This is a genomic window from Micromonospora sp. DSM 43699 (assembly GCF_055517075.1).
Genome location: NZ_JBTMMT010000073.1, coordinates 1 through 24976 on the forward strand (window position 1 = coordinate 1; position 24976 = coordinate 24976).

General features: G+C 73.3%; 26 protein-coding genes. 6 read left to right on the forward strand and 20 right to left on the reverse strand.

Annotation, left to right across the window (positions count from 1 at the left end):
* The first annotated feature begins 368 nt into the window (after positions 1 to 368).
* Positions 369 to 1241 carry a universal stress protein gene (locus AC0AIB_RS26390; RefSeq protein ID WP_328348386.1) on the forward strand — a complete coding sequence of 291 codons (873 nt, stop codon included), beginning with the start codon at positions 369 to 371 and terminating at the stop codon, positions 1239 to 1241.
* Positions 1242 to 1299: 58 nt separating this feature from the next.
* Here the strand turns inward: AC0AIB_RS26390 and AC0AIB_RS26395 are convergent, their stop codons facing one another.
* The 4 genes from AC0AIB_RS26395 to AC0AIB_RS26410 all read right to left on the reverse strand — a co-directional run bounded on the left by AC0AIB_RS26395 (position 1300) and on the right by AC0AIB_RS26410 (position 4242).
* Positions 1300 to 1926, reverse strand: a complete 627-nt coding sequence (locus AC0AIB_RS26395; protein WP_328348387.1) for an FMN reductase — start codon at positions 1924 to 1926, stop codon at positions 1300 to 1302.
* Positions 1923 to 3086, reverse strand: a complete 1164-nt coding sequence (locus tag AC0AIB_RS26400) for an LLM class flavin-dependent oxidoreductase (RefSeq protein WP_465097694.1) — start codon at positions 3084 to 3086, stop codon at positions 1923 to 1925. Before AC0AIB_RS26400 ends, AC0AIB_RS26395 begins: the two co-directional genes overlap by 4 nt.
* Positions 3087 to 3198: 112 nt before the next feature.
* On the reverse strand, positions 3199 to 3513 hold the full coding sequence (locus AC0AIB_RS26405) for a hypothetical protein (RefSeq protein WP_328348390.1): 315 nt from the start codon (positions 3511 to 3513) through the stop codon (positions 3199 to 3201).
* A 123-nt stretch (positions 3514 to 3636) separates the two neighbouring features.
* Entirely contained in the window at positions 3637 to 4242 is a 606-nt protein-coding gene (locus AC0AIB_RS26410; RefSeq protein ID WP_328348391.1) for a DNA-3-methyladenine glycosylase, read from the reverse strand.
* A 164-nt stretch (positions 4243 to 4406) separates the two neighbouring features.
* On the opposite strand from AC0AIB_RS26410, the gene AC0AIB_RS26415 reads away from it, so the two are divergent.
* Positions 4407 to 4814, forward strand: a complete 408-nt coding sequence (locus AC0AIB_RS26415) for a DNA-binding protein (RefSeq protein ID WP_328348393.1) — start codon at positions 4407 to 4409, stop codon at positions 4812 to 4814.
* Positions 4815 to 4913: 99 nt separating this feature from the next.
* Positions 4914 to 5264, forward strand: a complete 351-nt coding sequence (locus tag AC0AIB_RS26420; protein WP_328348395.1) for an MmcQ/YjbR family DNA-binding protein — start codon at positions 4914 to 4916, stop codon at positions 5262 to 5264.
* 182 nt (positions 5265 to 5446) lie between these two features.
* Here AC0AIB_RS26420 and argH read toward each other — a convergent pair whose 3' ends face one another.
* The 7 genes from argH to argC form a co-directional block, all read right to left on the reverse strand.
* On the reverse strand, positions 5447 to 6910 hold the full coding sequence (gene argH / locus AC0AIB_RS26425) for an argininosuccinate lyase (protein ID WP_328348837.1): 1464 nt from the start codon (positions 6908 to 6910) through the stop codon (positions 5447 to 5449).
* 89 nt (positions 6911 to 6999) lie between these two features.
* On the reverse strand, positions 7000 to 7509 hold the full coding sequence (locus tag AC0AIB_RS26430; protein ID WP_328348397.1) for an arginine repressor: 510 nt from the start codon (positions 7507 to 7509) through the stop codon (positions 7000 to 7002).
* On the reverse strand, positions 7506 to 8435 hold the full coding sequence (gene argF, locus AC0AIB_RS26435; RefSeq protein WP_328348399.1) for an ornithine carbamoyltransferase: 930 nt from the start codon (positions 8433 to 8435) through the stop codon (positions 7506 to 7508). The genes AC0AIB_RS26430 and argF overlap by 4 nt, the downstream gene beginning before the upstream one ends.
* Positions 8432 to 9634, reverse strand: coding sequence for an acetylornithine transaminase (locus AC0AIB_RS26440; RefSeq protein WP_328348401.1), 1203 nt, complete (start codon positions 9632 to 9634; stop codon positions 8432 to 8434). Before AC0AIB_RS26440 ends, argF begins: the two co-directional genes overlap by 4 nt.
* Positions 9631 to 10557: an acetylglutamate kinase gene (gene argB, locus AC0AIB_RS26445; protein WP_328348403.1), complete on the reverse strand. Its 927-nt coding sequence runs from the start codon at positions 10555 to 10557 to the stop codon at positions 9631 to 9633. The genes AC0AIB_RS26440 and argB overlap by 4 nt, the downstream gene beginning before the upstream one ends.
* Positions 10554 to 11726 carry a bifunctional glutamate N-acetyltransferase/amino-acid acetyltransferase ArgJ gene (argJ, locus tag AC0AIB_RS26450; protein WP_465097695.1) on the reverse strand — a complete coding sequence of 391 codons (1173 nt, stop codon included), beginning with the start codon at positions 11724 to 11726 and terminating at the stop codon, positions 10554 to 10556. The genes argB and argJ overlap by 4 nt, the downstream gene beginning before the upstream one ends.
* 115 nt (positions 11727 to 11841) lie before the next feature.
* Positions 11842 to 12843, reverse strand: coding sequence for an N-acetyl-gamma-glutamyl-phosphate reductase (argC, locus tag AC0AIB_RS26455; protein WP_465097696.1), 1002 nt, complete (start codon positions 12841 to 12843; stop codon positions 11842 to 11844).
* A gap of 210 nt (positions 12844 to 13053) precedes the next feature.
* On the opposite strand from argC, the gene AC0AIB_RS26460 reads away from it, so the two are divergent.
* A complete protein-coding gene (locus AC0AIB_RS26460; RefSeq protein ID WP_328348409.1) occupies positions 13054 to 14787 on the forward strand; it encodes a beta-1,3-glucanase family protein in 1734 nt (577 codons plus the stop codon).
* A gap of 75 nt (positions 14788 to 14862) precedes the next feature.
* Here the strand turns inward: AC0AIB_RS26460 and pheT are convergent, their stop codons facing one another.
* From pheT to AC0AIB_RS26505, 9 genes are all read right to left on the reverse strand, one after another.
* Complete coding sequence (gene pheT, locus AC0AIB_RS26465; protein ID WP_328348411.1) at positions 14863 to 17442, reverse strand: phenylalanine--tRNA ligase subunit beta; 2580 nt, start codon at positions 17440 to 17442, stop codon at positions 14863 to 14865.
* A gap of 40 nt (positions 17443 to 17482) precedes the next feature.
* Complete coding sequence (gene pheS, locus AC0AIB_RS26470) at positions 17483 to 18562, reverse strand: phenylalanine--tRNA ligase subunit alpha (RefSeq protein ID WP_328348413.1); 1080 nt, start codon at positions 18560 to 18562, stop codon at positions 17483 to 17485.
* Positions 18563 to 18774: 212 nt separating this feature from the next.
* Positions 18775 to 19614, reverse strand: coding sequence for a TrmH family RNA methyltransferase (locus AC0AIB_RS26475; RefSeq protein ID WP_328348415.1), 840 nt, complete (start codon positions 19612 to 19614; stop codon positions 18775 to 18777).
* A 31-nt stretch (positions 19615 to 19645) separates the two neighbouring features.
* Complete coding sequence (gene rplT, locus AC0AIB_RS26480) at positions 19646 to 20038, reverse strand: 50S ribosomal protein L20 (protein ID WP_328348417.1); 393 nt, start codon at positions 20036 to 20038, stop codon at positions 19646 to 19648.
* A gap of 32 nt (positions 20039 to 20070) precedes the next feature.
* Positions 20071 to 20265: a 50S ribosomal protein L35 gene (rpmI, locus tag AC0AIB_RS26485; protein WP_007075851.1), complete on the reverse strand. Its 195-nt coding sequence runs from the start codon at positions 20263 to 20265 to the stop codon at positions 20071 to 20073.
* Positions 20266 to 20283: 18 nt separating this feature from the next.
* On the reverse strand, positions 20284 to 20934 hold the full coding sequence (infC, locus tag AC0AIB_RS26490; RefSeq protein ID WP_328348420.1) for a translation initiation factor IF-3: 651 nt from the start codon (positions 20932 to 20934) through the stop codon (positions 20284 to 20286).
* A 370-nt stretch (positions 20935 to 21304) separates the two neighbouring features.
* Positions 21305 to 21778, reverse strand: coding sequence for a PH domain-containing protein (locus tag AC0AIB_RS26495; RefSeq protein WP_328348422.1), 474 nt, complete (start codon positions 21776 to 21778; stop codon positions 21305 to 21307).
* A gap of 94 nt (positions 21779 to 21872) precedes the next feature.
* Positions 21873 to 22718 carry an ATP phosphoribosyltransferase gene (gene hisG, locus AC0AIB_RS26500; RefSeq protein WP_328348424.1) on the reverse strand — a complete coding sequence of 282 codons (846 nt, stop codon included), beginning with the start codon at positions 22716 to 22718 and terminating at the stop codon, positions 21873 to 21875.
* Positions 22719 to 22764: 46 nt separating this feature from the next.
* Complete coding sequence (locus tag AC0AIB_RS26505) at positions 22765 to 23028, reverse strand: phosphoribosyl-ATP diphosphatase (protein WP_132265090.1); 264 nt, start codon at positions 23026 to 23028, stop codon at positions 22765 to 22767.
* Positions 23029 to 23224: 196 nt separating this feature from the next.
* Between AC0AIB_RS26505 and AC0AIB_RS26510 the strand changes: the two genes are divergently transcribed.
* Positions 23225 to 24100 (forward strand): ABC transporter substrate-binding protein, encoded by an 876-nt coding sequence (locus tag AC0AIB_RS26510; protein ID WP_465097697.1) that lies wholly within the window; start codon positions 23225 to 23227, stop codon positions 24098 to 24100.
* Positions 24101 to 24105: 5 nt separating this feature from the next.
* Positions 24106 to 24975: an amino acid ABC transporter permease gene (locus AC0AIB_RS26515; RefSeq protein ID WP_328348430.1), complete on the forward strand. Its 870-nt coding sequence runs from the start codon at positions 24106 to 24108 to the stop codon at positions 24973 to 24975.
* The last annotated feature ends 1 nt before the right edge of the window (position 24976 follow it).

Here is a 24976-nt window from a genome sequence, read left to right on the forward strand (position 1 = left end):
CAACGCCGCCCTCATCTGCCTCGCCCGACGCCGCTGCGACGTCCTATACGCCATGCTCCGCGACAAGATCCCCTACCAACCACGCCCCACCGCACCGATCGCGGCTTGACGAAACCCATAGGGACACTCCCCTCCATCCCACTCCCGTCGTGGGTGAGACGTCAGGGCCGTTGGTCCCGGGGCCCGCGGGCGCATTGCCTCTGCCCCGCCGGCCGGGCGGGCGGAAAGGTGGAACGCGACGGCGTGCCCGGGACGCGCCGCGGAAGGCCGAGCGTCCGGCGCGGGCGGCGGCACGCCCGGCCGGGTCACCTGCCGGCGCACGCGGGCCGGCACCTCGACAATGGGCTGAGCCGACCCAGGGAGAGCTGATGAACCGACCGGTAGTGGTGGGCGTGGACGGCTCGCCGGCCAGCCTCGCCGCCGCGGAACAGGCCGCACACGCGGCGGTGCTGCGCGGCGCGCCGCTGCACCTGGTGCACGGCTACCTGCACCCGCTCGGCTACGGCGTGCCGCTGAACCCGTACGACCTGGGGGTGCCGGCGCCGTCGGAGGACGCGCAGCGGATGTTGGCGCGGACCGCCGCCGAGCTGGCCGACCGGTGGTCGGGGCTGACGGTGCAGGCGCGGCAGGTGGCCGGTGGGGCGGGCGCGACGCTTGTCGAGGAGTCCCGCCGGGCCGATCTGGTGGTGGTGGGCAGCCGGGGGTTGGGCGGGTTCGCCGGGCTGTTGCTCGGCTCGGTCGGCGCCCAGGTCGCCGCGCACGCGCACTGCCCGGTGCTGGTGGTCCGCCCGGAGGCGCAGCCGCTTGCCGTGGACGGGCCGGTGCTGGTGGGCGTGGACGGCTCGCCGGCCGCCGGGGTGGCCGCCGACCAGGCCGCTGCCGAGGCGGTCCGGCGGGGTGTCCCGCTGGTGCTGGTGCACGTCGGCCCCGCCCCGCAGGACCGGGAGAACCCGGACGAGGTGGCGGAGGCCGAGGCGGCGTACCGGGCGCACGCGGTACGGCTGCTCGCCGAGGCGTCCGCCAAGGTGCGCGCCGACCACCCGGACGTGGTGCTGCGGGAGCATCCGGTCCGGGCGGTCGGTGTGGCGCAGGGCCTGGTCGAGGCGAGCGGGACGGCGTCGGTGCTGGCCGTCGGCACCCGGGGGCGGGGCGGCTTCACCGGCCTGTTGCTGGGCTCGGTCAGCCAGGCGGTGGTGCAGCACGCCCACTGCCCGGTGCTGGTGGCCCACCCGTACCGGTGAGGGACCGCCACCCGTCGGGTGGCCCTGCCGGCGCGGTCCGACCGGCCACCAACGGGCCTCAGCCCTCGCGGCCGCCGCCGAGGAGTTCGGCGAAGTCGGTGGTGAGGGCGAACGGGTCCGCCGGGCCGGTGGCCGGTGGCCGCCTGTCGACCTGGGCGGCGAGTTCCAGGCCGGCGCGGCGGATCCGGCCCCGCAGCGCGCCGTCGGCGGTGCCGCCGGACCAGTCCTCCGGGGCGGCGAAGACCGACGTCGGCAGCACCACCGCGCGCAGGTAGCCGAACATCGGCCGGACGGCGTGCTCCAGGGCGAGGGAGTGCCGGGCGGTGCCGCCGGTCGCGCCGATCAGCACCGGCCGGTCGACCAGCGCCTGGGCGTCCACCACGTCGAAGAAGGACTTGAACAGCCCGTTGTACGACGCGTTGAAGATCGGCGTGACGGCGACGATGCCGTCGGCACCGGTCACCGCGTCGAGGGCGGCCCGCAGCTCGGTCGACGGGAAGCCGGTGAGCAGGTTGTTCACCACGTCGTGGGCGTGGTCGCGCAGCTCCACCACCCGCAGCTCCACCTCGTCGCCGCGCCGGACCAGCTCGTCACGGGCCGCCGCGGCGAGCTGGTCGGCGAGCAGCCGGGTGGACGACGGCTGGCTCAGCCCCGCCGACACCACGGCCAGGGTGCGCCGGGTCATCGGACCCCCTCCGCCCCGGCACCGGCCAGGTCACCGTTCCCGGCCGGGTCGCTGCTCCCGGCCTGGTCGGTGGCCGCCCGGTCGGCGGCGTCGCGGGCGGCGACCAGCGAGGCGTGGGTGGGCGCGACCGGCACGTGCGCCGGGCGCAGCGCGTCGAACTCCTTGCGCAGCACGGGTACGACCTCCTCGCCGAGCAGGTCGAGCTGCTCCAGCACCGTCTTGAGGGGCAGCCCGGCGTGGTCCAGCAGGAACAGCTGCCGCTGGTAGTCGCCGACGTACTCGCGGAAGCCGAGGGTACGGTCGATGACCTGCTGCGGGCTGCCCACGGTCAGCGGGGTCTCCCGGGTGAACTCCTCCATCGACGGCCCGTGCCCGTAGACCGGCGCGTTGTCGAAGTACGGCCGGAACTCGCGCACGGCGTCCTGGGAGTTGCGCCGCATGAACACCTGACCGCCGAGCCCGACGATGGCCTGCTCGGGCGAGCCGTGGCCGTAGTGGGCGAAGCGCTGCCGGTAGAGGCCGACCATCCGCTGGGTGTGCTCCTTCGGCCAGAAGATGTGGTTGGCGAAGAAGCCGTCACCGTAGTACGCGGCCTGCTCGGCGATCTCGGGGCTGCGGATAGAGCCGTGCCAGACGAACGGGGGGACGTCGTCGAGCGGGCGCGGGGTCGAGGTGAACGACTGCAACGGGGTACGGAACTTGCCCTGCCAGTCGACCACGTCCTCGCGCCACAGCCGGTGCAGCAGCTCGTAGTTCTCGATGGCGAGCCGGATGCCGTTGCGGATGTCCTGCCCGAACCACGGGTAGACCGGCCCGGTGTTGCCGCGCCCCATCATCAGGTCCACCCGACCGTCGGCCAGGTGCTGGAGCATGGCGTAGTCCTCGGCGATCTTCACCGGGTCGTTGGTGGTGATCAGCGTGGTCGAGGTGGACAGCAGCAGCCGCTCGGTACGGGCGGCGATGTGCCCCAGCATGGTCGTGGGCGAGGACGGGACGAACGGGCGGTTGTGGTGCTCGCCGGTGGCGAAGACGTCCAGACCGACCTCTTCGGCCTTGAGGGCGATCGCCACCATCGCCTTGATCCGCTCGTGCTCGGTCGGTTCCCGTCCGGTGGTCGGGTCGACCGTGACATCGCCGACGGTGAAGACTCCGAACTGCATGACCAGCTCCTCGCGTCTGAGATACCGGGCCTTCCGTGGTACCCGGACGTCGCGCACAACATAGTTGCTGAGTCAACTATTCCGCCGCCGACCGCACAGGAGGTGGCCTCGGTCACCCCTGCGGCGTCGGACCCACCGGCCCCTCGCCCTCCTTCGGCACTCCGGAACCCGCCTGGTCCGACGCGGCAGGCGGCGGGCCGTCGTGGGGCGTTGCGGTCGAAGGCGGGCCGGGGTACTGCTGGCCCGGGGGCGGGCCGTACCGGGCCGGGTCGGCCGGGGGCCACGGCCGGGTCGGGGGCGGGGACGGGCGGCGACGGCTGAGCTGCACCGCCACCACGACGACCACCGCCAGCACCAGCATCACCGCCAGCGGAATGGCCACGCAGGCCAGCCGGCCGACCAGTACTCCGGCGTCGTGTGCGTCCATCTCGGTTACCTCCACGCTCGCGATGAGCGCGAATGCTAACCAATCCCGCCGGGAACGGACGCCCCCACCACGGGCCCCCTACGCCACGACAGCGGAGAACTGCGTCGAACCCGCAGGCCCGGGTCAGGTACGCCGTCGGGGCACGTGCCGGCGGTAGGGGCTGACCGTCGGGTCGCCGGTGATCCAGAAACGCCACGGCACGTCGTGGGCGGCGGCCACGCCGACCCGGGGGCCGGCGGAGACGGCCGACCGGGAGACCGGTGTCGTCGGCGGGGTGAGCAGGAGCGGGCCGCTGCCGTCGAGCACACAGGTGCCGTTCGCCGGCGCGGTGACGCCGAGCGCGACAGCCAGCCGGGCCGGCCCCCGGGCCAGGTCCCGGTCGGCGGCGTCCCCCCTGCGCTCGCGGGCGATCGGCAGCCCGTCGACCACCGCACCGGCCCGCAGCAGGACGGCAGCCGCCTCACCCTCACCACCGCAGACGATGTTGAGACACCAGTGCATGCCGAACACGAAGTACGTGTAGGCGTGCCCGGCCGGCCCGAACATCACCCTGGTCCGAGGGGTGGGTCCACGGTGGGCGTGCGACGCCGGGTCCTCGCCGGTGCCCGCGTACGCCTCGACCTCGGTCAACCTGATCCGGACGCCACCGGCGGCGAGTTCCCAGCCGAGCAGCGTCCGCGCGGTCTCGGCCACCTCGGCGGCGGGGGCGTGCAGCCACGGGTAGTCCACCGGTCCAGGTAACGACAACTGCGGAAGATCGGCAAACCGAGGACGGCGTTCCCGCCGGGAATCCCTTGCGGGCATGCGCCGTCATGCTGTGTCGTCACGGCGGGCACGCCTTCTGCTTAAACACTTCGTTGACAACGGATCGTTGTTGGCTTGGAATGGGTGCCATGACCGACACCTTCAGCGCACCTGACGCGGCCCGCGCCCGAGCCGAGCGGACCTACGCCGCGCTACACCGGATCAGCACGCGGCACGCCGACACCGAGGCACGACGACGGCGGCACACCAACCCGTACCTGGCCGACCCGTGGGAGGCCGTCTCCGTGGTCACCGCGCTGGCCGCCGGCGGGGCGACGCGGGACGCCGACGAGGAGCCCGTCGACGACGCGGACCTCACCGCTGCGATGACCCTGTTGCCGCACCTGCGCGCCGAACTCGACGCGCTGGAGGCGGGGCTGCTGACGATGGCCCGCGCCCGTGGACTGACCTGGCAGGCGATTGCGTTCGGGCTCGGCCTGGGCAGCGCCCAGGCGGCCAAGCAACGCCACGAACGCCTGGCCGCCCGCACCGCCTGACAGAGGGGGAGAAGGTGTCGAGGTGCCCACTTCGGCCGACCAGCCGGAGCGGGCCGATTCGGCGAGACTGGGCCGACGACACTGCACCGGGAGGACGCGATGACGCGCGAGGAGATGCTGAGGTACTGCCTCGGCAAGCCGGGTGCCTGGCTGGACCGGCCCTGGGAGGGCAACGAGGTGGTGAAGGTGGGCAGTCGGATCTTCGCGTTCCTCGGCGCACCCGAGGGCACCGCCCGGGTCGGAGTGAAGTGCGGCCCCAGCCGGGAGGTCGCCGACGAGTGGCTGCACCGGTTCCCCGCCGACGCCCGGCCGATGCCGTACGTCGGCCGCTCCGGCTGGAACGCGCTGGACCTGGGCGGCGGCATCCCCGACGACGAACTGGTCGAAGCGGTCGACGGCTCGTACGAGGCGGTGGTGGCGAAACTGCCCCGACGCGAGCGCCCCACCTGACCACCTGACACTCGGACCACCTGACACCCGGACGACCGGCCATCCCGGACGATCGGCCCGGCGCGGGCTCCGCACCCGGAGACCAGCCGGAGCGGCGCGGGCGTCCGCACCGCAGGCCGGCCGGAGCGCGCCAGGTCGCCCGTGCCCCGCGGCGCGGGACGACGGACGACCGGCGCGTCAGCTCAGCGGGGTACGACCCGCTCGGCGGCCCACTCCCGCCAGCCGGTGAGCTGGTCCGCCGCGGCGGCGAGCTGGTCGGCGACCGGGCCGGGGCCGGTGGAGCCGGGGGTGATCCGGGCGGCCAGCGCCGAACGGACCGACAGCACGTCGCGTACCGACGGGTCGAGGTGCTCGCTGACCGCCGCGAGGTCGACATCGGAGACCTCGTCGAGGGCGCAGTCCCGGGCCGCGCAGAGCGCCACCAGCTTGCCGGTGATCTCGTGCGCGTCGCGGAACGGCACGTTGCGCCGGACCAGCCAGTCGGCGACCTCGGTGGCGAGCGAGAAGCCCACCGGGGCGGCGGCGACCAGGCGGTCCACCCGGACGGTCATCGTGGAGATCATCCCGGCCAATGCCGGCAGCAGCAGCTCCAGGGTGTCGACCGCGTCGAACGCCGGCTCCTTGTCCTCCTGCATGTCCCGGTCGTAGGCCATCGGCAGGCCCTTGAGCATGGTGAGCACGCTCATCAGCCCGCCGACCAGCCGGCCGGACTTGCCCCGGGCCAGCTCGGCGATGTCCGCGTTCTTCTTCTGCGGCATGATCGACGACCCGGTGGCGAACGCGTCGTCCAGCTCGACCCAGCCGAACTCGTGGGACGTCCAGAGCACCACCTCCTCGCCGAGGCGGGACAGGTGCACCCCGACCAGCGCGGTGACGAAGAGGAACTCGGCGACGAAGTCCCGGTCGGCGACCGCGTCCATCGAGTTGGCGAACGAGGTGCGGAAACCAAGCTCCTTGGAGACGGCCACCGGGTCCAACGGCAACCCGGAACCGGCAAGCGCGCCGGCACCGAGCGGGCTGATCGCCGTCCGGTGGTCCCAGTCGCGCAGCCGCTCCAGGTCGCGCAGCAGCGGCTGGACGTGGGCCAGCAGCCAGTGCCCGAAGGTGACCGGTTGGGCGTGCTGGAGGTGGGTCATCCCGGGCGCTGCGGTGTCGACGTGCCGTTCCGCCTGCTCCACCAGGGCCTCGGCCAGCTCGACCAGCCGGGCGGCCACCCCCCGGGCGTGGTCGCGCAGGTAGAGCCGCAGGTCGGTGGCGACCTGGTCGTTGCGGGAGCGGCCCGCCCGCAGCTTGCCGCCGAGGCTGCCGAGTCGTTCCAGCAGGCCGCGCTCCAGCGCGGTGTGCACGTCCTCGTCGTCGATGGTCGGGCGGAACTGCCCGGACGCGCAGGCCGCCTCCAGGTCGTCCAACGCGGCAAGCATCCGCCCCAGTTCGTCGGGGTCGAGCAGCCCCGCGCCCGCCAGCACCCGGGCGTGCGCCCGGGAACCGGCGATGTCGTACGGGGCGAGACGCCAGTCGAACTGGACGCTCACCGACAGCCGCGCGAGAGCTTCGGCGGGGCCGCCGGCGAACCGGCCACCCCACAGGCTCGTCCGGTTGGTCGCGGCGCTGTTCTCGGTCAGGCTCTTGTCGTCCACGCCGTTCATTCTGGCAGTGCTCACCTTTCGCTCCCCGACTGCGGGGTTCGCTCCCGGTGCCGGCTCGTGTCCTCGTTCCTCACCCGTGACCCGGCGGGTCACGGGGTGTTCCCGTCCCCGCTGTCCTCGCGTCGGGCCCAGCCGGCGAGTTTGTCGCCGAGCACGGCCCCGCCGTCGGTGTCCCGGGCCACCACCAGGATGGTGTCGTCGCCGGCGATGGTCCCGACGATCTCGGTCAGACCCGCCCGGTCCAACGCGCTGGCCAGGTAGTGGGCCGCGCCCGGCGGGGTACGCAGGACGGCGATGTTGCCGCTGGAGTCGACCCCGTTGAGCAGTTCCCGCAGCAGCCGGACCAGCCGGGCGGGGGCCGCCTCGGCGTCGCGCAGCGGCCGGTGGCCGTCCTCCGGGATCAGGTAACCGGCCCGCCCGTCACCACCCCGGGCCTTCACCGCGCCCAACTCCTCCAGGTCACGGGAGAGGGTGGCCTGGGTGACCTGCACCCCGGCGGCGGCGAGCAGGTCGGCCAGCTCGGTCTGGGAACGGATCGACCTGGTCCGGATCAACTCGACGATGCGGGCGTGCCGGGCGGCGCGGGTCGGAGCGGTCATGACGAGGATGCCTCCAGGAGAAAGGTCAGCAGCGCCTTCTGGGCGTGCAGCCGATTCTCCGCCTGGTCGAAGACCACGCTGCAGGGGCCGTCGAGCACCTCGCCGGTGATCTCCTCGCCCCGGTGGGCGGGCAGGCAGTGCAGCACCTTGACGTCCGGCCCGGCGTGGCCGAGCAGCGCCGCATTGACCTGGTACGGCAGGAACGGGGTGATCCGGTCCAGCCCGTCGTCCTCCTGGCCCATCGAGGTCCAGGTGTCGGTGGCCACCACGTCGGCGTCCCGGACCGCCTCGGCCGGGTCGACGAACGCCCGCACCGACCCGCCGGTGCCGGCGGCGATCTTCTCGGCCCGGGCCAACACCCCGGGATCGGGCTGGAAGCCGGCCGGCCCGGCCACCCGGACGTGCATACCGGCGGTCGCCCCGGCCAGCAGGTACGAGTGCGACAGGTTGTTCGCCGCGTCACCGACGTACGCCAGGGTCCGCCCGGCGGTGCCGCCGCAGTGCTCCCGGATGGTGAGCAGGTCGGCGAGGAGCTGGCACGGGTGGTAGCCGTCGGTGAGCGCGTTGACCACCGGCACTGTGGCGTGCGCGGCCACCTCGGCGATCCGGTCGTCGCCGTGGGTACGCAGCACGATGGCGGCGACGTACCGGGACAGCACCCGGCCGGCGTCGGCGAGCGTCTCGCCCCGGCCGAAGTGGGTGACCTGGGTGTCCACCACGAGGGGGTGACCACCGAGTTCGGCGATGCCGGCGTCGAAGGAGATCCTGGTCCGCAGGCTCTGCTTGTCGAAGAGCACCGCCACCGAGCGCGGTCCGGCCAGCGGGGTGAACCCGAACCGGTCGGTCTTCATCCGTGCGGCCAGGTCGAGCACCGCCGACTGCTCGGCCGGGGTGAGGTCGTCGTCGGCCAGAAGGTGCCGGATCATGCGCGGGTCTCCGTCGGGGTCGAGGTGGGGGTGGAGGTGGAGGTGTCGAGGGCGGTGGGGAGGGCGGCCAGGAAGGCGTCGACCTGCGCGGCGCTGAGGATCAGCGGCGGGGCGAGCCGGATCACCCCCGGCTGGACCGGGTTTACCAGGAAACCCGCCGTCCGCAGCGCCTCGGCCACCGGGCCGGCGACCGGTTCGGCGAGCACGATACCGAGCAGCAGCCCGACGCCGCGTACCTCGGTGACGAGGGGGTGGCCCAGCGCCTCGACCCCCCGACGCAACCGTTCCCCGGTCCGCTTGACGTGGTCGAGCAGTCCCTCGCTGGCGATGGTGGAGATCACCGCGAGGGCGGCGGCGCAACTGACCGGGTTGCCGCCGAAGGTGGTGCCGTGCGAACCGGCGCGCAGCAGCTCGGCGGCCCGGCCGAAGGCCAGGCAGGCGCCGATGGGCAACCCACCGCCGAGCCCCTTGGCCAGGGTGACGACGTCCGGTTCCACCCCCTCGGCCTGGTGGGCGAACCAGTGCCCGGTACGCCCCATCCCGGTCTGCACCTCGTCGAGCACAAGCAGGGCGCCGTGCCGGGCGGTGATCCGCCGCGCCTCGGCCAGGTAACCGGCCGGCGGCACGACCACCCCGTTCTCGCCCTGCACCGGCTCCAGGATCACCATCGCGGTCGCGTCGGTGACGGCCGCCGCCAGCGCCGCCCCGTCGCCGTACGGGACGTGGTCGACGTCGCCGGGCAGCGGGCGGAACGGGTCGGCCTTGGCCGGCTGGCCGGTGAGGGCGAGCGCGCCCATGGTGCGGCCGTGGAAACCGCCGGCGGTGGCGACGACGTGTGACCGGCCGGTGAGCCGGGACAGCTTGAACGCGGTCTCGTTGGCCTCCGCGCCCGAGTTGGCGAAGAAGACCCGACCGGGCCGGCCGGCCAGCGCCAGCAGCAGCTCGGCCAGGGCCACCGGTGGTTCGGCGACGAACAGGTTGGAGACGTGGCCGAGGGTGGCGACCTGCCGGGAGACGGCGGCCACCACGGCCGGGTGGGCGTGGCCCAGGGAGTTGACCGCGATGCCGCCGAGCAGGTCGACGTACTCCCGGCCGGCGTCGTCGACGACGACCGCGCCGGAGCCGGAGACCAGCGCCAGCGGTGGGGTGCCGTAGTTGTCCATGATGGACTGGCCCCAGCGTTCCACCAGCGTGCTCATGATCCGATCGTGCCTTCCTCGTTGGTGGACCCGGGCGGGGTGTCGACGACCATCGTGCCGAAACCCTCCGAGGTGAAGACCTCCAGCAGCGTGGAGTGGGCGACCCGGCCGTCGACGACGTGCGCGGCGGGCACTCCCCCGCGTACCGCCCGCAGGCAGGCCTCCATCTTGGGCACCATCCCCGCCTCCAGGGACGGCAGCAGCGTCGCCAACGCCTCGGTGCCTATCTCGCTGACCAGGCTGGTGGTGTCCGGCCAGTCGGCGTACAGGCCGGCGACGTCGGTGAGGACGACCAGCTTGCGGGCCTGAAGGGCGATCGCCAACGCGGCGGCGGCGGTGTCGGCGTTGAGGTTGTGCAGCACCCCGTCGGCATCCGGTGCGACCGTGGAGATGACCGGGATCCGGCCGGCCGCGATCAGGTCGGTGACCGCCGAGACGTCCACCGACTCCACGTCGCCGACCTGCCCGACGTCGACCGCCTCGCCGTCGACGTACGCGGGCCGCCGGACTGCGGTGAACAGGCCGGCGTCCTCACCGGACAGGCCGACGGCGAACGGGCCGTACGCGTTGATCAGCCCGACCAGTTCCCGGCCGACCTGGCCGACCAGCACCATCCGGACGACGTCCATCGCCTCCGGGGTGGTGACCCGCAGACCGCCCTTGAACTCGCTGGCGATGCCGAGCCGACCCAGCATGGCGGAGATCTGCGGCCCGCCGCCGTGCACCACGACCGGTTTGAGGCCGGCGTAGCGCAGGAAGACCATGTCGGCGGCGAAGGCCCGTTGCAGGGCCGGATCGACCATGGCGTTGCCGCCGTACTTGACCACCACGGTGGCGCCGGAGAACCGGGCCAGCCAGGGCAGCGCCTCGATCAGCGTCTCGGCCTTGACCTGGGCCCGGGTGAGGTCCGCGGAGAGGGTCATGTGGAGTACGCCGAGTTCTCGTGCACGTACGCGTGCGACAGGTCGTTGGTCCAGATCGTGGCCGCCGCCGGGCCGGCGTGCAGGTCGATCCGGATGGTGACGCCCCGCCCGGTCAGGTCGACCTTGGCGCGGTCCTCGGCGGCGGCACCGGAGCGGCACACCCAGATCCCGTTGACCGCGACGTCCACCGCGTCCGGGTCGAAGGCGGCGGCGGTGGTGCCGACGGCGGCGAGGATCCGACCCCAGTTCGGGTCGTTGCCGAACAGCGCGGTCTTGACCAGGTTGTTGCGGGCCACCGAGCGGCCCACCTCGACCGCGTCGTCCTCGTCGGCGGCACCGACCACGTCGATGGTCACCTCTTTGGTGGCGCCCTCGGCGTCGGCGATCAACTGCTGGGCGAGGTCGTGGCAGGCGGCAGTGACGGCGGCGGTCAGCTCGGCCTCGGTGGGCTCCACCCCGGACGCCCCGCTGGACAGCAGCAGCACCGTGTCGTTGGTGGACATGCAGCCGTCGGAGTCGACCCGGTCGAAGGTGACCCGGGTGGCGGCCCGCAGCGCGGCGTCGAGCAGCTCCGGCCCGGCCACCGCGTCGGTGGTCAGGACGCAGAGCATGGTGGCCATCCCGGGGGCCAGCATGCCGGCACCCTTGGCCATCCCGCCGACGGACCAGCCGGTGCCCCGGACGACTGTGGTCTTCGGCCGGGTGTCCGTGGTCATGATCGCCTCGGCGGCGGCCGGGCCGCCGTCGCGGGCCAGCGCCCGGATCGCGGTACGCACCCCGGGCAGCAGCTTGTCCATCGGCAACCGCTCGCCGATCAGACCGGTCGAGCAGACCGCCACGTCACCGGCACCGAGCCGCAGCCGGGGGCTGGACGCGGTGAGCGCGGCGGCGGTGTGCTCGGCGGTGGCGTGGGTGTCCTGGAAGCCGGCCGGGCCGGTGCAGGCGTTCGCCCCGCCGGAGTTGAGCACCACGGCGCGGACCACGCCGCCCCGGACGACCTGCTGGGTCCAGCGCACCGGCGCGGCCCTGACTCGGTTGGTGGTGAAGACGCCGGCGACACCGGCGTCCGGGCCGTCGTTGACGACCAGGGCGACGTCGGTGGCCCCGCCGCTCTTCAACCCGGCCGCGACACCGGCCGCACGAAACCCCCGAGGGGCGGTGACACTCATGGAGCCGACCTTTCGTTCGCGACTGCGGGGCTCCGCTGCGCTGCACTCCTCGCGCTCACCGATGCAGGCCTTTCGTTCGCGACTGCGGGGCTCCGCTGCGCTGCGCTCCTCGCGCTCATGGTGTTACTCCAAAGGCGGACAGGCCGGTGGTCTCGGGCAGGCCGAGCATCAGGTTGGCGTTCTGCACCGCCTGGCCGGCGGCGCCCTTGCCGAGGTTGTCGATGGCGCTGACCACGATCACCCGGCCGGAGTCGACGTCGACGGTGGCCTGCAGGTGGCAGGAGTTCGACCCGGCGGTGGCGGCGGTGTGCGGCCAGGCCCCCTCGGGCAGCAGGTGCACGAACGGCGCGTCGGCGTAGGCGGCGGCCAGCACGGCGCGCGGGTCGACGTCGCCGGTGGGCACGGCGGTGACGGTGGCGAGGATCCCGCGCGGCATGGGGGCGAGCACCGGGGTCAGCGACAGCCCGGTCGCGCCGGTGGCCTGCTTGATCTCCGGGACGTGCTGGTGCGCGCCGACCTTGTAGGGCGACAGGTCACCCATCACCTCGCTGCCGAGCAGGTGGGTCTTGGCGGCCCGACCGGCCCCGGAGGTGCCGGAGGCGGCGACCACGACCACGTCGGCCGGTGAGACCACGCCGGCGGCGATCAGCGGAGCCAGACCCAGGGTGATGGCCACGGCGTAGCAACCGGTGTTGGCGACCCGGGTGGCTCCGGCGATCGCGGTCCGCTGGCCGGGCAGCTCCGGCAGCCCGTACGTCCACGCCCCGGCGTGCGGGCCGCCGTAGTAGCGGGACCAGGCGTCGGCGTCGCGGAGCCGGTGGTCGGCACCCAGGTCGACCACCCGGACCGACTCCGGCAGGTCGGCGGCCAGCGCCGCCGACTCACCGTGCGGCAGGGCCAGGAAGACCAGGTCCGCGTCGGCCAGGACCGTCGGCTCCGTCGCCGCGAACACCAGATCCAGCCCCACGAGCTGCGGGTGTACGGCGGTGACCGGCGCGCCGGCCTGACGGTGCGCGGTGGCGGCGACCAGGTCGAACTCGGGATGACCGGCGATCAGGCGCAGCAGCTCACCCCCGGCGTAACCACTCGCCCCGGCGACCGCAACTCGGATACCCATTCCAACCTCCGCATGACTATGCAGAGAAGGTTAGCGGGGCCCCCACCTCGACGCAACTTAATACGTTCCACTGCATGGGCATGAGGGGTGACCTGGATCACTCAGGCACATTGACAGCCGTCACCGCTTTGGCCATTCTGAGAGAGCGCTCTCTAGCCTGCCTGTCAGCTCATATACCCCGCCTATACCCTGCACCCGAAGGAGTCGTCGTTGCGTACCCCGAGAAGCTGGACCACCGCGCTCGCCGCGATCACCCTCGCCAGCGTCACCGCCCTCGGCGCCACCACCGCGCCCACCCGCGCCGTCGGACCGTCCCCGCTACCGCTGACCGTCACCAACAACACCGGCCGGGCGGAGACCGTCCACCTCTACCTCCTCGGCGTCGACCTCGCCTCCGGCCGGCTCGGCTACGTCACCGCCGGGGGCACCTTCACCCCCTGGCCGGCCGGCGGCCAGCCACCCACCCCCGCCCCCGACGTCGCGATCGCCGGGCCCGCCAACGGCGGCACCGTCACCCTGCAGGTCCCCCGGGGCCTCTCCGGGCGGGTCTACTTCTCGTTCGGCCAGAAGCTGCGCTTCTCGCTGACCCCGGACGGCCTGGTCCAGCCGGCTCCCTGGGCGGCCGGTGACCCCAACCGCGACATCCTCTTCGACTGGTCCGAGTTCACCTACAACGACGCCGGGCTCTGGCTCAACAGCACCCAGGTCGACATGTTCGCCGTGCCGCACGCGGTCAGCGTCACCGGTGCCAGCGGTACCACCCGGCGAACCGGTCAGCTAGTCGGCGGCGGCCGGCAGGCCGTCATCGACGCAGTCCGGGCCCAACCCGGCTGGGCGGACACCGTCCAGACCCGGTCCGACGGCACGGTGCTGCGGGTGCTCTCCCCCGGCAAGGCCGTCGACGCCGGCCGGTTCGCGTCCGGCTACCTCGACCCGTACATCGACGCCGCCTGGCGCTCCTACACCACCCGGACGCTGACCGTGACGCCGTTCACCGACCGGCCCGACGTGCGCTACCTCGGTCGTACCGCCGGCACCACGATGACGTTCACCGACCCGGCCGGCCGACAGGTCGCCACCTTCACCAGGCCGACCAGCTCCGACGTGTGGGACTGCGACGGGGCGCTCGCCGCTCCCAACGACCAGGTGGTCGGGCCGATCGCCCGGACGCTCTGCGCCGCCCTGCACCGCGCCACCCTCGACACCATCACCACGCAGCCCGGCGGCGGTCCGGCCGACTTCTACCGGGGCACGCTGACCAACCACTACTCCCGGATCATCCACCAGCACATGGTCGACGGCCGGGCGTACGGCTTCGCCTTCGACGACGTGCTCGCCCAGGAGTCCCTGGTGCACGACGGCGACCCACGCGCCGCCGGCCTCACCCTCACCCCGTTCACCGGTAGCGCCACGCCGACGCCCACCGTCGCCCCGACCCCCACCGCCGGCCCGACCTCGTCCCCCGGCCAGCCGTGGAACGCGACCCGCCACCTCCAGGCCGACGGCACCCTGGCCGGCGTCACCGGACCCACCGGCACGGTCACCCTGGCGGCGGCGAACGGCAACCACGACGGCACCCCCACCAATGCCCGGGTCTTCACCGCCCGTGGGCTCACCGGCACCTGGACCGGCGGAGCAACCACATTCGACCTGGCCGTCGACGCCGGCACCGCAGTCGGCGACGGCGTCCAGGCCCGGGTGTCGTACGACCTCACCGGCGACGGCACCGCCGACCGGGTCGAGACGTACGCCTACTTCGCCACCGACCCGGTGCCCGGCGTCGAGCGCTACCGGCAGACCCAGGGGCTGCGCTCGGCCACCGGCTCCCTCGGCAACCTGCGCGGCGGGACGGTGACCGTGCAGGTGTGGAACGCCATCGGCGGCACCCCGACCAGCCTCGGCGTCGGCGACGCCTCCCGCGTCGTGCTGCCCTTCACCGGCTGACCAGGAAGACCGCCCAGAACGGGCGGCGGCCCCGACCCGGGTCAGCCGGGTCGGGGCCGCCGCCGTCGGTGTGCCTCAGGCGCCGCGCAGGGTCGCCCCGAACCGCTCGGCGGCGACGGCGACGGCGGCGTCCCGGGCGGCCACCGCCTCCTCCACGGTCAGCGTCCGGTCCGGCGCCCGGAAGGTCAGCTTGTACGCCAGCGACCGGCGGCCCGCGCCGAGCGACTCCGAGGCGTACACGTCGAAGAGCCGGACCTGCTCCAGCAGCGCACCGGCGCCCTCCACCAGCGCGGCCCGGACGTCGGCGGCCGGCACCGACTCGTCGAGCACCAGCGCCACGTCGATCAACGCCGGCGGGAACCCGGACACGACCGGCGCGGACGCCACCGGCGCGGCCGGCAGGGCGTCCAGGTCCAACTCCATGGCGCTGGTGCGGCGGGGCAGCTCCAACGCCGCCACCACAGTCGGGTGCAGCTCGCCGGCGTGGCCGACCACCACCCCGTCGACCACCAGCGCGGCACAGCGACCGGGGTGCCAGGGGGCGTGCTCGGCGGCCCGTACCTCGATCCGGTCGGCTGGCAGGTCGGCGGCGGCGAGCACCGCCCGGCCGGCCTCCACGGCGTCGGCCCAACCGGCGGCCCGGCCCGCGCCCCACCAGCCGGCCGGCTCCACGTCACCGGTGAGCACCACCGCGACGTGCCGGGGCTGGGCCGGCACCACCGCGTCGGCGGCGGCGAACTCGGCGTCGGTGGGACGTCGGTCCACCCCCATGGCCGGCGGCGCGCCCACGCCGGGACGTGGGTGGAACACCGTGCCGATCTCGTACAGCGCGAGGTCACGGTGGCCCCGGCCCAGGTTGCGCTTGAGGATGCCGAGCAGCGGGCCGAGCAGCGTGGTGCGCAGCAGCGGCTCCTCCTCCGACAGCGGGTTGGCCAGTCGCACCGCCGGCCGACGCGGGTCGTCGGCGGGCAGCCCGAGCTGGTCGGCCAGCTCCGGGGCGACGAACGGCAGGGCCAGCACCTCGACGTACCCGCGTTCGGCGAGCGAGCGGGCCACCGCCCGGCGGCGGCGCTGCTGCCAGGTCAGACCCCGGCCGGGCGGCGCGGTGGGCAAAACCGACGGCACCCGGTCGTACCCGTCGAGGCGGACCACCTCCTCGACCAGGTCGGCCGGGTCGGTGAGGTCGGGCCGCCAGGTCGGCGGGGTGACGGTGAGCACGTCGCCGGTGCCGGCGGTCGTCCCTACCGCCCCCGGGTCCTCGGCCAGCCGGTCGCCGCCCCGGCTCACCGTGCAGCCCACCTGTTCCAGCAGGTCGACCACCCGCTGCGGGGAGTAGGCCACCCCGATCCGGCGCGACGGCAGGTCGGCCGGGAGGACGACCTGGCGCATCGGCCGGACGTGGTCGAGGTCGAGGATCTCCGCGCCGGCCTCGCCACCGCCGTGCGCGGTGAGCAGCTCGACGGCGCGCTGGAGGGCCACCAGCGGCAGGGCCGGGTCGACGCCCCGCTCCCACCGCTTGGCCGCCTCGCTGAACAGCCGGTGTCGCCGGGCGGTCCGGCCGACCATCACCGGATCCCAGTGGGCGGCCTCCAACAGCACGTTGGTGGTGCCGCCGACCACCTCGCTGGTCTCGCCGCCCATCACCGCGGCCAACGAGATCGGGACGCCGCCGCCCTCACCCGCGAGGGAGTTGGGTAGCCCGGCGTCGCAGATCACCATGTCCTCGACGGTCAGCGCCCGGGTGACCCCGTCCAGGGTGGTCACCTTCTCCCCCGCCTCGGCCCGGCGGACCACCAGCGGGCCGGTGATCCGGTCGGCGTCGAAGGCGTGCATCGGTTGGCCCAACTCGAGCATCACGTAGTTGGTGATGTCGACAGGCAGCGAGATGCTGCGGATGCCGGCCACCGTCAGCCGCTGCCGCATCCAGCCGGGCGTGACCGCCGTCGGGTCGACGCCCCGGACCAGCCGGGCGGTGAACCGGTCGCAGCCGACGGTGTCGCGTAGCTGCACCGGGTACGCCGGCTCGGCCGTCCCGGCCGGCGCGGGCACCCGGCCCGGATCCCGGAAGGACAGGCCCAGGGCGTACGCCAACTCCCGGGCGATGCCCCGCACGCTCAGCGCGTACCCCCGGTCGGGGGTGATCTCCAGCTCGACCACGACGTCGTCGAGCCCCACCACCGGGCGGGCGTCGTCGCCGGGCCGGGCCGGGGTGTCCGGCGGCAGCACGATGATGCCGGAGTGGTCATCGCCGAGGCCCAGCTCCTGCGCCGAGCAGATCATGCCGGCCGAGGTGCGGCCGTACGTCTTGCGCGCGCCGATGGCGAAGTTGCCGGGCAGCACCCCACCGGGCAGGATCACCACGACCCGGTCGCCGGGGGCGAAGTTGCGTGCCCCGCAGACGATCTCCTGCGGCTCGCCGGTGCCGTTGGCGGTGCCGACGTCGACCAGGCAGTGCCGGATCGGCTTCTTGAAGCCGGTCAGCTCCTCGATCTCGCGGACCTCACCGACGACAAGCGGACCGGTGACCGTCCGGCGCAGGTCCACCACGGACTCGACCTCGATGCCGAGGTCGACCAGGGCCTGCTCCAGATCCTCGGTGGGCAGGTCGACGGGGAGGTCGACGTACTCCCGCAGCCAACTGACAGAAACTCGCATGACTCAGACCACCGTCTCCGTGACTCGTACCCGCATCGCCCTACGCCCCGGCCCCGAACGCGCGGCTGAACCGCACGTCGCCCTCGGCCATGTCCCGCATGTCGCTGACCCCGTGCCGGAACATCACCGTCCGGTCGATGCCCATGCCGAACGCGAACCCGGAGTAGACCTCCGGGTCGATGCCGCAGGCGCGCAGCACCCTCGGGTTGACCATGCCGCAACCACCCCACTCGACCCAGCGCGGGCCGTCCCGGTGCTCGGGGAACCAGACGTCGAACTCCCCCGACGGCTCGGTGAACGGGAAGTAGTGCGGACGCCAGCGGGTCTTCGCGCCCTCGCCGAACATGGCCCGGGCGAAGTGGTCCAGGGTGCCACGCAGGTGCGCCATCGTGATGCCCTTGTCGACCACCAGGCCCTCGACCTGGTGGAAGACCGGCGCGTGGGTGGCGTCCAGCTCGTCGGTGCGGTAGACCCGGCCGGGCACCACCACGTAGATGGGGGGCTTGCGGCTGAGCATGGTGCGCGCCTGCACCGGGGAGGTGTGGGTCCGCAGCACCAGGCCGGAGGTCTGGGCGCCCGGCGGCGGTGCGATGTGGAAGGTGTCCATCAACCCGCGCGCCGGATGGTCGGCGGGGATGTTCAACGCGTCGAAGTTGGTCCACTCCAACTCGACCTCGGGGCCCTCGGCCACCTCGTAGCCCATCCCGACGAACAGGTCGCTGATCTGCTCCATCAGGGTGGACAGCGGGTGCCGGGCCCCCCGGGGCCGCCGGTCGTACGGCAGGGTCACGTCGACCCGCTCCTCGACCAGCACCCGGGCGGCCTGCTCCCGGTCCAGCACCTCGGCACGGGCGGCGTACGCGGACTCGATCGCCCGGCGGGCCTCGTTGACCCGCTTGCCGGCGTCGGATTTCGCGGCCGGTGGCAGCGCGCCGATCTCCCGGCGGGCCAGCGACACCGGGGACCGGTCGCCGAGGTGCGCGGGGCGCAACGCGGTAAGCGCGTCGGGGTCGGCGGCGGCGGCGAACGCCTGCTCGGCATCGGCCACGGCCCCGGCCAGGGCGGCCGGGTCGAGCAGGGCGACCTGCTTCGGGTCGTACGGATCGTTGCGGTAGCTCATGGCGTACGGGCACTCCCTCACGGCGGCGCCGGCCCTCCCGGGCGGCTAGGCGAGTCTACGGACGCGCGGCTGTGCCGCAGCCCGCCGGTGGGAGTTGCGCGCGGGGAAGGGTCAGGCCCGCCGCCCGCCGACACCGGCGGGCTGGCTAAACGAACGCCGAGGCGCGTTCCTCACGTGACCGACTCCCCTGCTGGGTGTGCGCGTGACCGGGGTCAGCGCAGTGCTCGGGCTGAAGCGTACAGGCAGACGGCGGCGGCCGCAGCCAGGTTGAGGCTCTCGGCCCGCCCGTGCAGCGGCACCCGGACCCGGGCGTCGGCGGCGGCGGTCAACTCCCCGGGCAGGCCGTGCGCCTCGGAGCCGAACAGCCAGCCGGTGGGGGCGGCGAGCCGGCCGTGGTCGACGAGGTCGTCGAGGTCGCTGTCGCCGTACCCGGTGGTGGCGAAGACGGTGAGCCCGGCGGTGCGCAGCGCGGCGACCGCCGCGAGCGGGTCGGGGGCGCGGACCACGTCGACGTGGAACAGGCTGCCGGCCGAGGCCCGCACGCACTTGCCGTTGTAGGGATCGACGGTGTCCCCGGCGAAGACCACCGCGCCCGCGCCGGCCGCGTCGGCGGTTCGCAGCACGGTGCCGGCGTTGCCCGGATCCCGGATCCCGGCGAGCACCGCGACCAGGCGCGGTCCGCGCGCCAGGGCAGTCGTCAGCGGTACGTCGAGGTGCCGGCAGACGGCGACCACCCCCTGCGGGGCGACGGTCTCGGTCAGCGCGGCCAGGGCCTCGTCGGTGACCTCGGAGACCGGCAGGTCGGCGTGGGCGGCCCGGGCCGCCAGGTCGGCGTGCCGGTCGAGCCCGCCCGGGGTGCCGAACAGCTCCACCACCGTGTCGGTACGGTCGAGCGCCTCACGGACCGCCTGCGGCCCCTCGGCCAGGAACCGGCCGGTCGTGTCCCGGTCCCGCCGCCGGTGCAACCGGCGGGCGGCGACCACCCTGGGGGTACGCGGGGTGAACGGGCCGGTGACGGCGTCGAGGCGCCTCCCGCGCGGTGGTGACTGCATGGGAGACGCCTCGATCTGCTGCCGGGGTGGGTCAGGCGGCCTGGGCCGCGGCGCCACCGGTGCCCTCGGCCGTCACGGCGGCCCGGGCAAGCTCGACGATCGCGGCGAACGCCGCGGCGTCGTGGACGGCCAGGTCGGCCAGGATCTTGCGGTCGACCTCGATGCCGGCCAGCCGCAGGCCCTGGATGAGCCGGTTGTAGGTCATGCCGTTGGCCCGGGCGCCAGCGTTGATGCGCTGGATCCAGAGCTGCCGGAAGTCGCCCTTGCGGTCGCGACGGTCCCGGTAGGCGTACTGCATCGAGTGCAGCACCTGCTCCTTGGCCTTGCGGTACAGCCGGGAGCGCTGACCGCGGTAACCGCTCGCGGTCTCCAGTACGGTACGACGCTTCTTCTGGGCGTTCACAGCCCGCTTGACGCGTGCCATCTCAACTCCTTATTCGGTTCAGGTGGCGCGCGTCAGCGGCCGAGCAGCTTCTTGATGCGCTTGGTGTCGGCCTTGGCCAGCTCGACCGTGCCGGTCAGCCGCCGGGTCTGGGTGGAGGGCTTCTTCTCCAGGTTGTGGCGAAGGCCGGCCTGCTGGGCGACGATCTTGCCCTTGCCGGTCACCTTGACCCGCTTACCCATACCCGTGTGGCTCTTCATCTTCGGCATGTGGAACGTCTCTCCCTGTTACTGGCCGCTGGGGTCAGCGGTCGGGCCGGTCTCGCCGGCTGTTGCGGTCTCGCCGGCCACCGGGGCCTCGCCCTCTGCCGGCGGCGCTGACTCGTCCGTGGTCCGGTCCCGGGGACCGGTGCGGGACGCCGTGGCGGCGACCGCGGAGGCCTTGACGGCCCGGTGCGGAGCGAAGACCATGATCATGTTTCGACCGTCCTGCTTCGGAGCGGCCTCGACGTATCCCAGGTCCGTGATCTCGGACTCGAGCCGGCGCAGGAGCCGGTAACCCAGCTCCGGGCGGCTCTGCTCGCGACCGCGGAACATGATCGTCACCTTGACCTTGTCGCCCGCCTTGAGGAACCGCACCACGTGACCCTTCTTGGTCTCGTAGTCGTGCGGGTCGATCTTCGGCCGGAGCTTCATCTCCTTGATGACGGTCTGCTGCTGGTTACGCCGCGCTTCGCGCGCCTTGAGTGCGCTCTCGTACTTGAACTTGCCGAAGTCCATGAGCTTGCACACCGGCGGGCGCGCCATCGGCGCAACCTCGACCAGGTCCAGGTCGACGTCCGCGGCCAACTGCAGGGCGCGCTCCAGCGGGACGATGCCCACCTGCTCACCCTCAGGGCCGACCAGTCGGACCTCACGTGCCCGGATCTGATCGTTCACGCGTGGTTCGACGCTGATGGGGCCTCCTCGAGTCGGATCTGCTACGTGGCCGACCCCGCGTGGCCCCCGGGTGGGGGCGACCCGGAAAGCAGAAGGCCCCGGCGCATGCCAGGGCCCGCTCGACCGGTCGGCACGATCACATGATCGCGCATCCGGCACCGGGACGAGCCCGGAACCGGTGACCGGACCCGGCCACCGACTGGGGTGACTCGGGTGGGAGCAGGCGCTCCGCTTCGGGACCACCCGCACGCCGAGGCGGGGGCAGTCTGGTCGACTTGCCCACACTACACCCGCGCCTCGACCATCCCCAAACCGGGCCCGCAGGTCAGCGGTGGGCCCGCGGTCGCCGGGTCGGCCTCGGCCGGGGCACTCAGGGGTGGGTCGGGGCGCCGCCGAGACGGGACAGGTGCGCCTGGTGCAACCGGCGCAACGCACGGACCCCGTCGACCGCGATCTCCTTGTCGGCCGCCTGGAGGGCCACCATCGGCAGCAGGTCGTCGTCGCGCAGCTCCAGGCTGGCCCACGGTGCGCCCCGGTCGAAGCGCACCCCCCGGACCACCTCCCAGGGCAGCTCGTACGAGCTCACCACGTTGCGTACCCGGACACCACGGACATCCGCCTCGACCCGGGGCCGGGTGAACAGCAGGATGCCGAGCGCGCCGAGCACCCCGAGGCCGACCATGGCGAACTGGTCACCACGCTGGAAGCTGCCGTAGCCTTCACCGGTCGCCCCGGTCAGCGAGGTGGCCACCAGGGTGAATACCACCAGCAGGGCAACCGCCGAGGCCCAGCAGACGACCCGGATGCGACGCGGCTTCAGGCAGATCAACTCGGTGTCGCTCACCCGGCCAGTCTGCCACCCGCCCCCGGCAGCCGCCGCGCCGCCACCCGCCCCCACCAGGTCGGCCGCTTCCGGGCCGGCCTGGTGGGGGCGGGAGTCAGAGGCGGCAGGCGTGGATGTTGGTGACCAGGATGGCGCGGGCGCCCAACTCGTACAGCTCGTCCATGATCCGGTGCACGTCGTCGCGGAGCACCATCGCCTGCACGGCGACCCAGCCCTCCCGGTGCAGCGGGGAGACCGTCGGCGACTCGATGCCCGGGGTGAGCGCGCTGGCCCGGTCGAGCAGTCCGGCCGGCACGTCGTAGGCGAGCATCACGTAGCGGCGGGCCACCAGCACCCCGTGCAGACGGCGCAGCAACTGCTCCGCCTGCGGGTGCGCCGGCGCGGCGGCCCGGCGGACCAGCACCGCCGAGGAACGCAGCAGCGGGTCACCGAAGACCACCAGCCCAGCCTGGCGCAGCGTCGCACCGGTCTCCACCACGTCGGCGACGACGTCGGCGACGCCGAGCCGGATGGCGTTCTCCACCGCGCCGTCGAGCCGGATCACGTCGGCCTTGACGCCGAGTTCGGCGAGGTAGCGCTCGACCAGCCCCGGGTACGCGGTGGCGATCCGGTGCCCGCCCAACTGCTGGACGTCGCCGACGTCCTCGGGGCGGGCGGCGAAGCGGAAGGTGGCCCGGCCGAAGGCCAGGTCGACCACCTCCTCGGCGGGAGCGCCGGAGTCGATCAGCAGGTCCCGGCCGGTGATCCCGACGTCCAGGTCACCCGAGCCGACGTAGGTGGCGATGTCCTTCGGCCGCAGATAGAAGAACTCGATGTCGTTGGCCTCGTCCGGGCAGACCAGGTCCTTGGGGTCGGTGCGCTGGCGGTAACCCGCCTCACGCAGCATCTGGGCGGCCTTCTCGGCCAGGGCGCCCTTGTTGGGTACGGCGACACGCAGCATGACGGAGTGCTCCTTCGCTCGGATCGGATCGGCGACGCGGGCGCACTCACAGATGTCGGTAGACGTCCTTCAGCTCCAGACCACTTGCCAGCATCAGCACCTGCACCTGGTAGAGCAGCTGGGAGATCTCCTCGGCGGTGCGCTCCGGCCCCTCGTGCTCGGCGGCCATCCACGACTCGGCCGCCTCCTCGACGACCTTCTTGCCGACGAAATGCACCCCCTTGGACAGGGCGGCGACCGTGCCCGAACCCGGCGTGCCGGCGGCGGCCTTGGCCTGGAGCTCGGCGAACAACTCCTCGAACGTCTTCACGGGTCCGGATTCTTCCAGCTTCCCGTCGGGGCCGTGCGCTCCGGGTCCGGGCGCGTCGTCCCGCCCACCGCATGCCTCCCGCAGGCTGGGACGGTGACCGGTCACGGACGCCGGACCGACCCGGCGGATATCGATCTCCCATCTACCTGATGGGACACCTTTCGGGGGATCGGCGTCCTTCTCTATCCTGGCGGCCATGGTCAGCAGCAGCTCACGTACCCGCACCGCCGCCGCCACCGCCGTCGCCGCGCTCCTGGTCGCGGTGGCCGGATGCGCACCCCAGGACAACCTCCCCACCCCCGACGCCGCCCCCACCACGCCGTCCTGCACCAAGGAGGGGCTGAAGACCCGGACGGCCGGCAAGCTCACCGTCGCCACCGACGAGCCCGCCTACGAGCCGTGGTTCCGGGGCAACAAGCCGGACAGCGGCGAGGGCTTCGAGTCCGCCGTCGCGTACGCGGTGGCCGAGAAGCTCGGGTACGCCCGCGGGGACGTCACCTGGACCCGGGTCAAGTTCGACACCGCCATCGCCCCCGGCCCGAAGAACTTCGACTTCGACATCAACCAGTTCTCCATCACCGAGGAACGCAAGCAGGCGGTCGACTTCTCCCCGCCGTACTACCTGGTGCGGCAGACGGTGATCGCGCTCAAGTCGTCGAAGATCGCCGGGAAGAAGTCGATGGCGGACCTGAAGGACGCCAAGCTCGGCGCGCAGGTCGGCACGACCAGCTACCAGGCGATCACCGACCTGATCAAGCCGAAGGCGAAGCCGCAGGTCTACAACAGCAACGACGACGCCAAGAAGGCCCTGCAGAACGGTCAGCTCGACGGCCTTGTGGTCGACCTGCCCACGGCGTTCTACATCACCGGCTCGGAGCTCACCGACGCCACGGTGGTCGGGCAACTGCCACAGGTGGGCGCGCCCGAGGCGTTCGGGCTGCTGCTGGACAAGGACTCCCCGATCACCTTCTGCGTCAGCCGGACGATCGGTGAGCTCTCCGAGGCCGGCACCCTCAAGCAGCTGGAGCAGAAGTGGCTCGCCCAGGTGGCCGGAGCAACCGAACTCCGGTGAGGCCGGTGCCATCGCGCGAAGACAGCCCGACGTCACGCCGGCAGCACACCCCCTCGGCGGCCCAGCGGCGGCGGGCCGCGTACCGGCGGCGGCAGACGACCCGCAGCGTGCTGGTCGCCGCCGCCTCCACGGCGGTGCTCGGCACGCTGCTGGTCGTCGCGGTCACCGGGGCACCCGGCTGGGACCGGGTCCGCCTGTCGTTCCTCGATCCGGCGATCGCCCGGGACGCCCTGCCCGAGGTGCTCACCGGGCTGTGGCTCAACGTCCGGCTGCTGGTCTGCTGCGCGGTCGGGGCGCTGCTGCTCGGGCTGCTGATCGCGCTGCTGCGTACCCTGCGCGGGCCGGTCTTCTTCCCGGTCCGCGCGCTCGCCGCCGGCTACACGTACACCTTCCGGGGCCTGCCGCTGATCATCGTGCTGTACGTGCTCACCCTCGGCGTGCCCGGCCTGCGGTTGCAGGGCATGCCCCCGGTGCTGGTGCTCGGCGGGCTGGCGCTGGTGCTCACCTACGGCGGCTACCTGGCGGAGGTGTTCCGGGCCGGCATCGAGTCGATCCACCCGAGCCAGCTCGCGGCGGCCCGCTCACTCGGGCTGACCTACCGGCAGACCATGCGGCACGTGGTGCTGCCACAGGCCGTCCGGCGGGTCGCGCCGCCGCTGCTCAACGACGTGGTGGCGATGCAGAAGGACGTCGGCCTGGTCTCCCTGGCCGGCCCGATCGACGCGGTCCGGGCGGCCCAGATCGCCACCGCGGAGACCTTCAACTACACCCCGTACATCCTGGCCGGGGTGCTGTTCGTGCTGCTGGCCATCCCGCTGATCGCGGTCACCGACTGGGTGACGCTGCGCTCGGCCCGACGCCAGTCCGGAGGTTGAG

Coding starts and splice junctions, on each gene's coding strand:
- rplT (WP_328348417.1), bottom strand. CDS start 20,038: ATGGCACGCGTCAAGCGGGCTGTGAACGCCCAGAAGAAGCGTCGTACC.
- hisG (WP_328348424.1), bottom strand. CDS start 22,718: ATGCTGCGTGTCGCCGTACCCAACAAGGGCGCCCTGGCCGAGAAGGCC.
- argJ (WP_465097695.1), bottom strand. CDS start 11,726: ATGAGTGTCACCGCCCCTCGGGGGTTTCGTGCGGCCGGTGTCGCGGCC.
- AC0AIB_RS26475 (WP_328348415.1), bottom strand. CDS start 19,614: ATGCAGTCACCACCGCGCGGGAGGCGCCTCGACGCCGTCACCGGCCCG.
- argB (WP_328348403.1), bottom strand. CDS start 10,557: ATGACCCTCTCCGCGGACCTCACCCGGGCCCAGGTCAAGGCCGAGACG.
- AC0AIB_RS26390 (WP_328348386.1), top strand. CDS start 369: ATGAACCGACCGGTAGTGGTGGGCGTGGACGGCTCGCCGGCCAGCCTC.
- AC0AIB_RS26420 (WP_328348395.1), top strand. CDS start 4,914: ATGACGCGCGAGGAGATGCTGAGGTACTGCCTCGGCAAGCCGGGTGCC.
- pheT (WP_328348411.1), bottom strand. CDS start 17,442: ATGCGAGTTTCTGTCAGTTGGCTGCGGGAGTACGTCGACCTCCCCGTC.
- AC0AIB_RS26400 (WP_465097694.1), bottom strand. CDS start 3,086: ATGCAGTTCGGAGTCTTCACCGTCGGCGATGTCACGGTCGACCCGACC.
- AC0AIB_RS26395 (WP_328348387.1), bottom strand. CDS start 1,926: ATGACCCGGCGCACCCTGGCCGTGGTGTCGGCGGGGCTGAGCCAGCCG.
- argC (WP_465097696.1), bottom strand. CDS start 12,843: ATGGGTATCCGAGTTGCGGTCGCCGGGGCGAGTGGTTACGCCGGGGGT.
- AC0AIB_RS26440 (WP_328348401.1), bottom strand. CDS start 9,634: ATGAGCACGCTGGTGGAACGCTGGGGCCAGTCCATCATGGACAACTAC.
- AC0AIB_RS26405 (WP_328348390.1), bottom strand. CDS start 3,513: ATGGACGCACACGACGCCGGAGTACTGGTCGGCCGGCTGGCCTGCGTG.
- pheS (WP_328348413.1), bottom strand. CDS start 18,562: ATGAGCTACCGCAACGATCCGTACGACCCGAAGCAGGTCGCCCTGCTC.
- AC0AIB_RS26510 (WP_465097697.1), top strand. CDS start 23,225: ATGGTCAGCAGCAGCTCACGTACCCGCACCGCCGCCGCCACCGCCGTC.
- rpmI (WP_007075851.1), bottom strand. CDS start 20,265: ATGCCGAAGATGAAGAGCCACACGGGTATGGGTAAGCGGGTCAAGGTG.
- AC0AIB_RS26430 (WP_328348397.1), bottom strand. CDS start 7,509: ATGACCGCTCCGACCCGCGCCGCCCGGCACGCCCGCATCGTCGAGTTG.
- AC0AIB_RS26415 (WP_328348393.1), top strand. CDS start 4,407: ATGACCGACACCTTCAGCGCACCTGACGCGGCCCGCGCCCGAGCCGAG.
- argF (WP_328348399.1), bottom strand. CDS start 8,435: ATGATCCGGCACCTTCTGGCCGACGACGACCTCACCCCGGCCGAGCAG.
- argH (WP_328348837.1), bottom strand. CDS start 6,910: ATGAACGGCGTGGACGACAAGAGCCTGACCGAGAACAGCGCCGCGACC.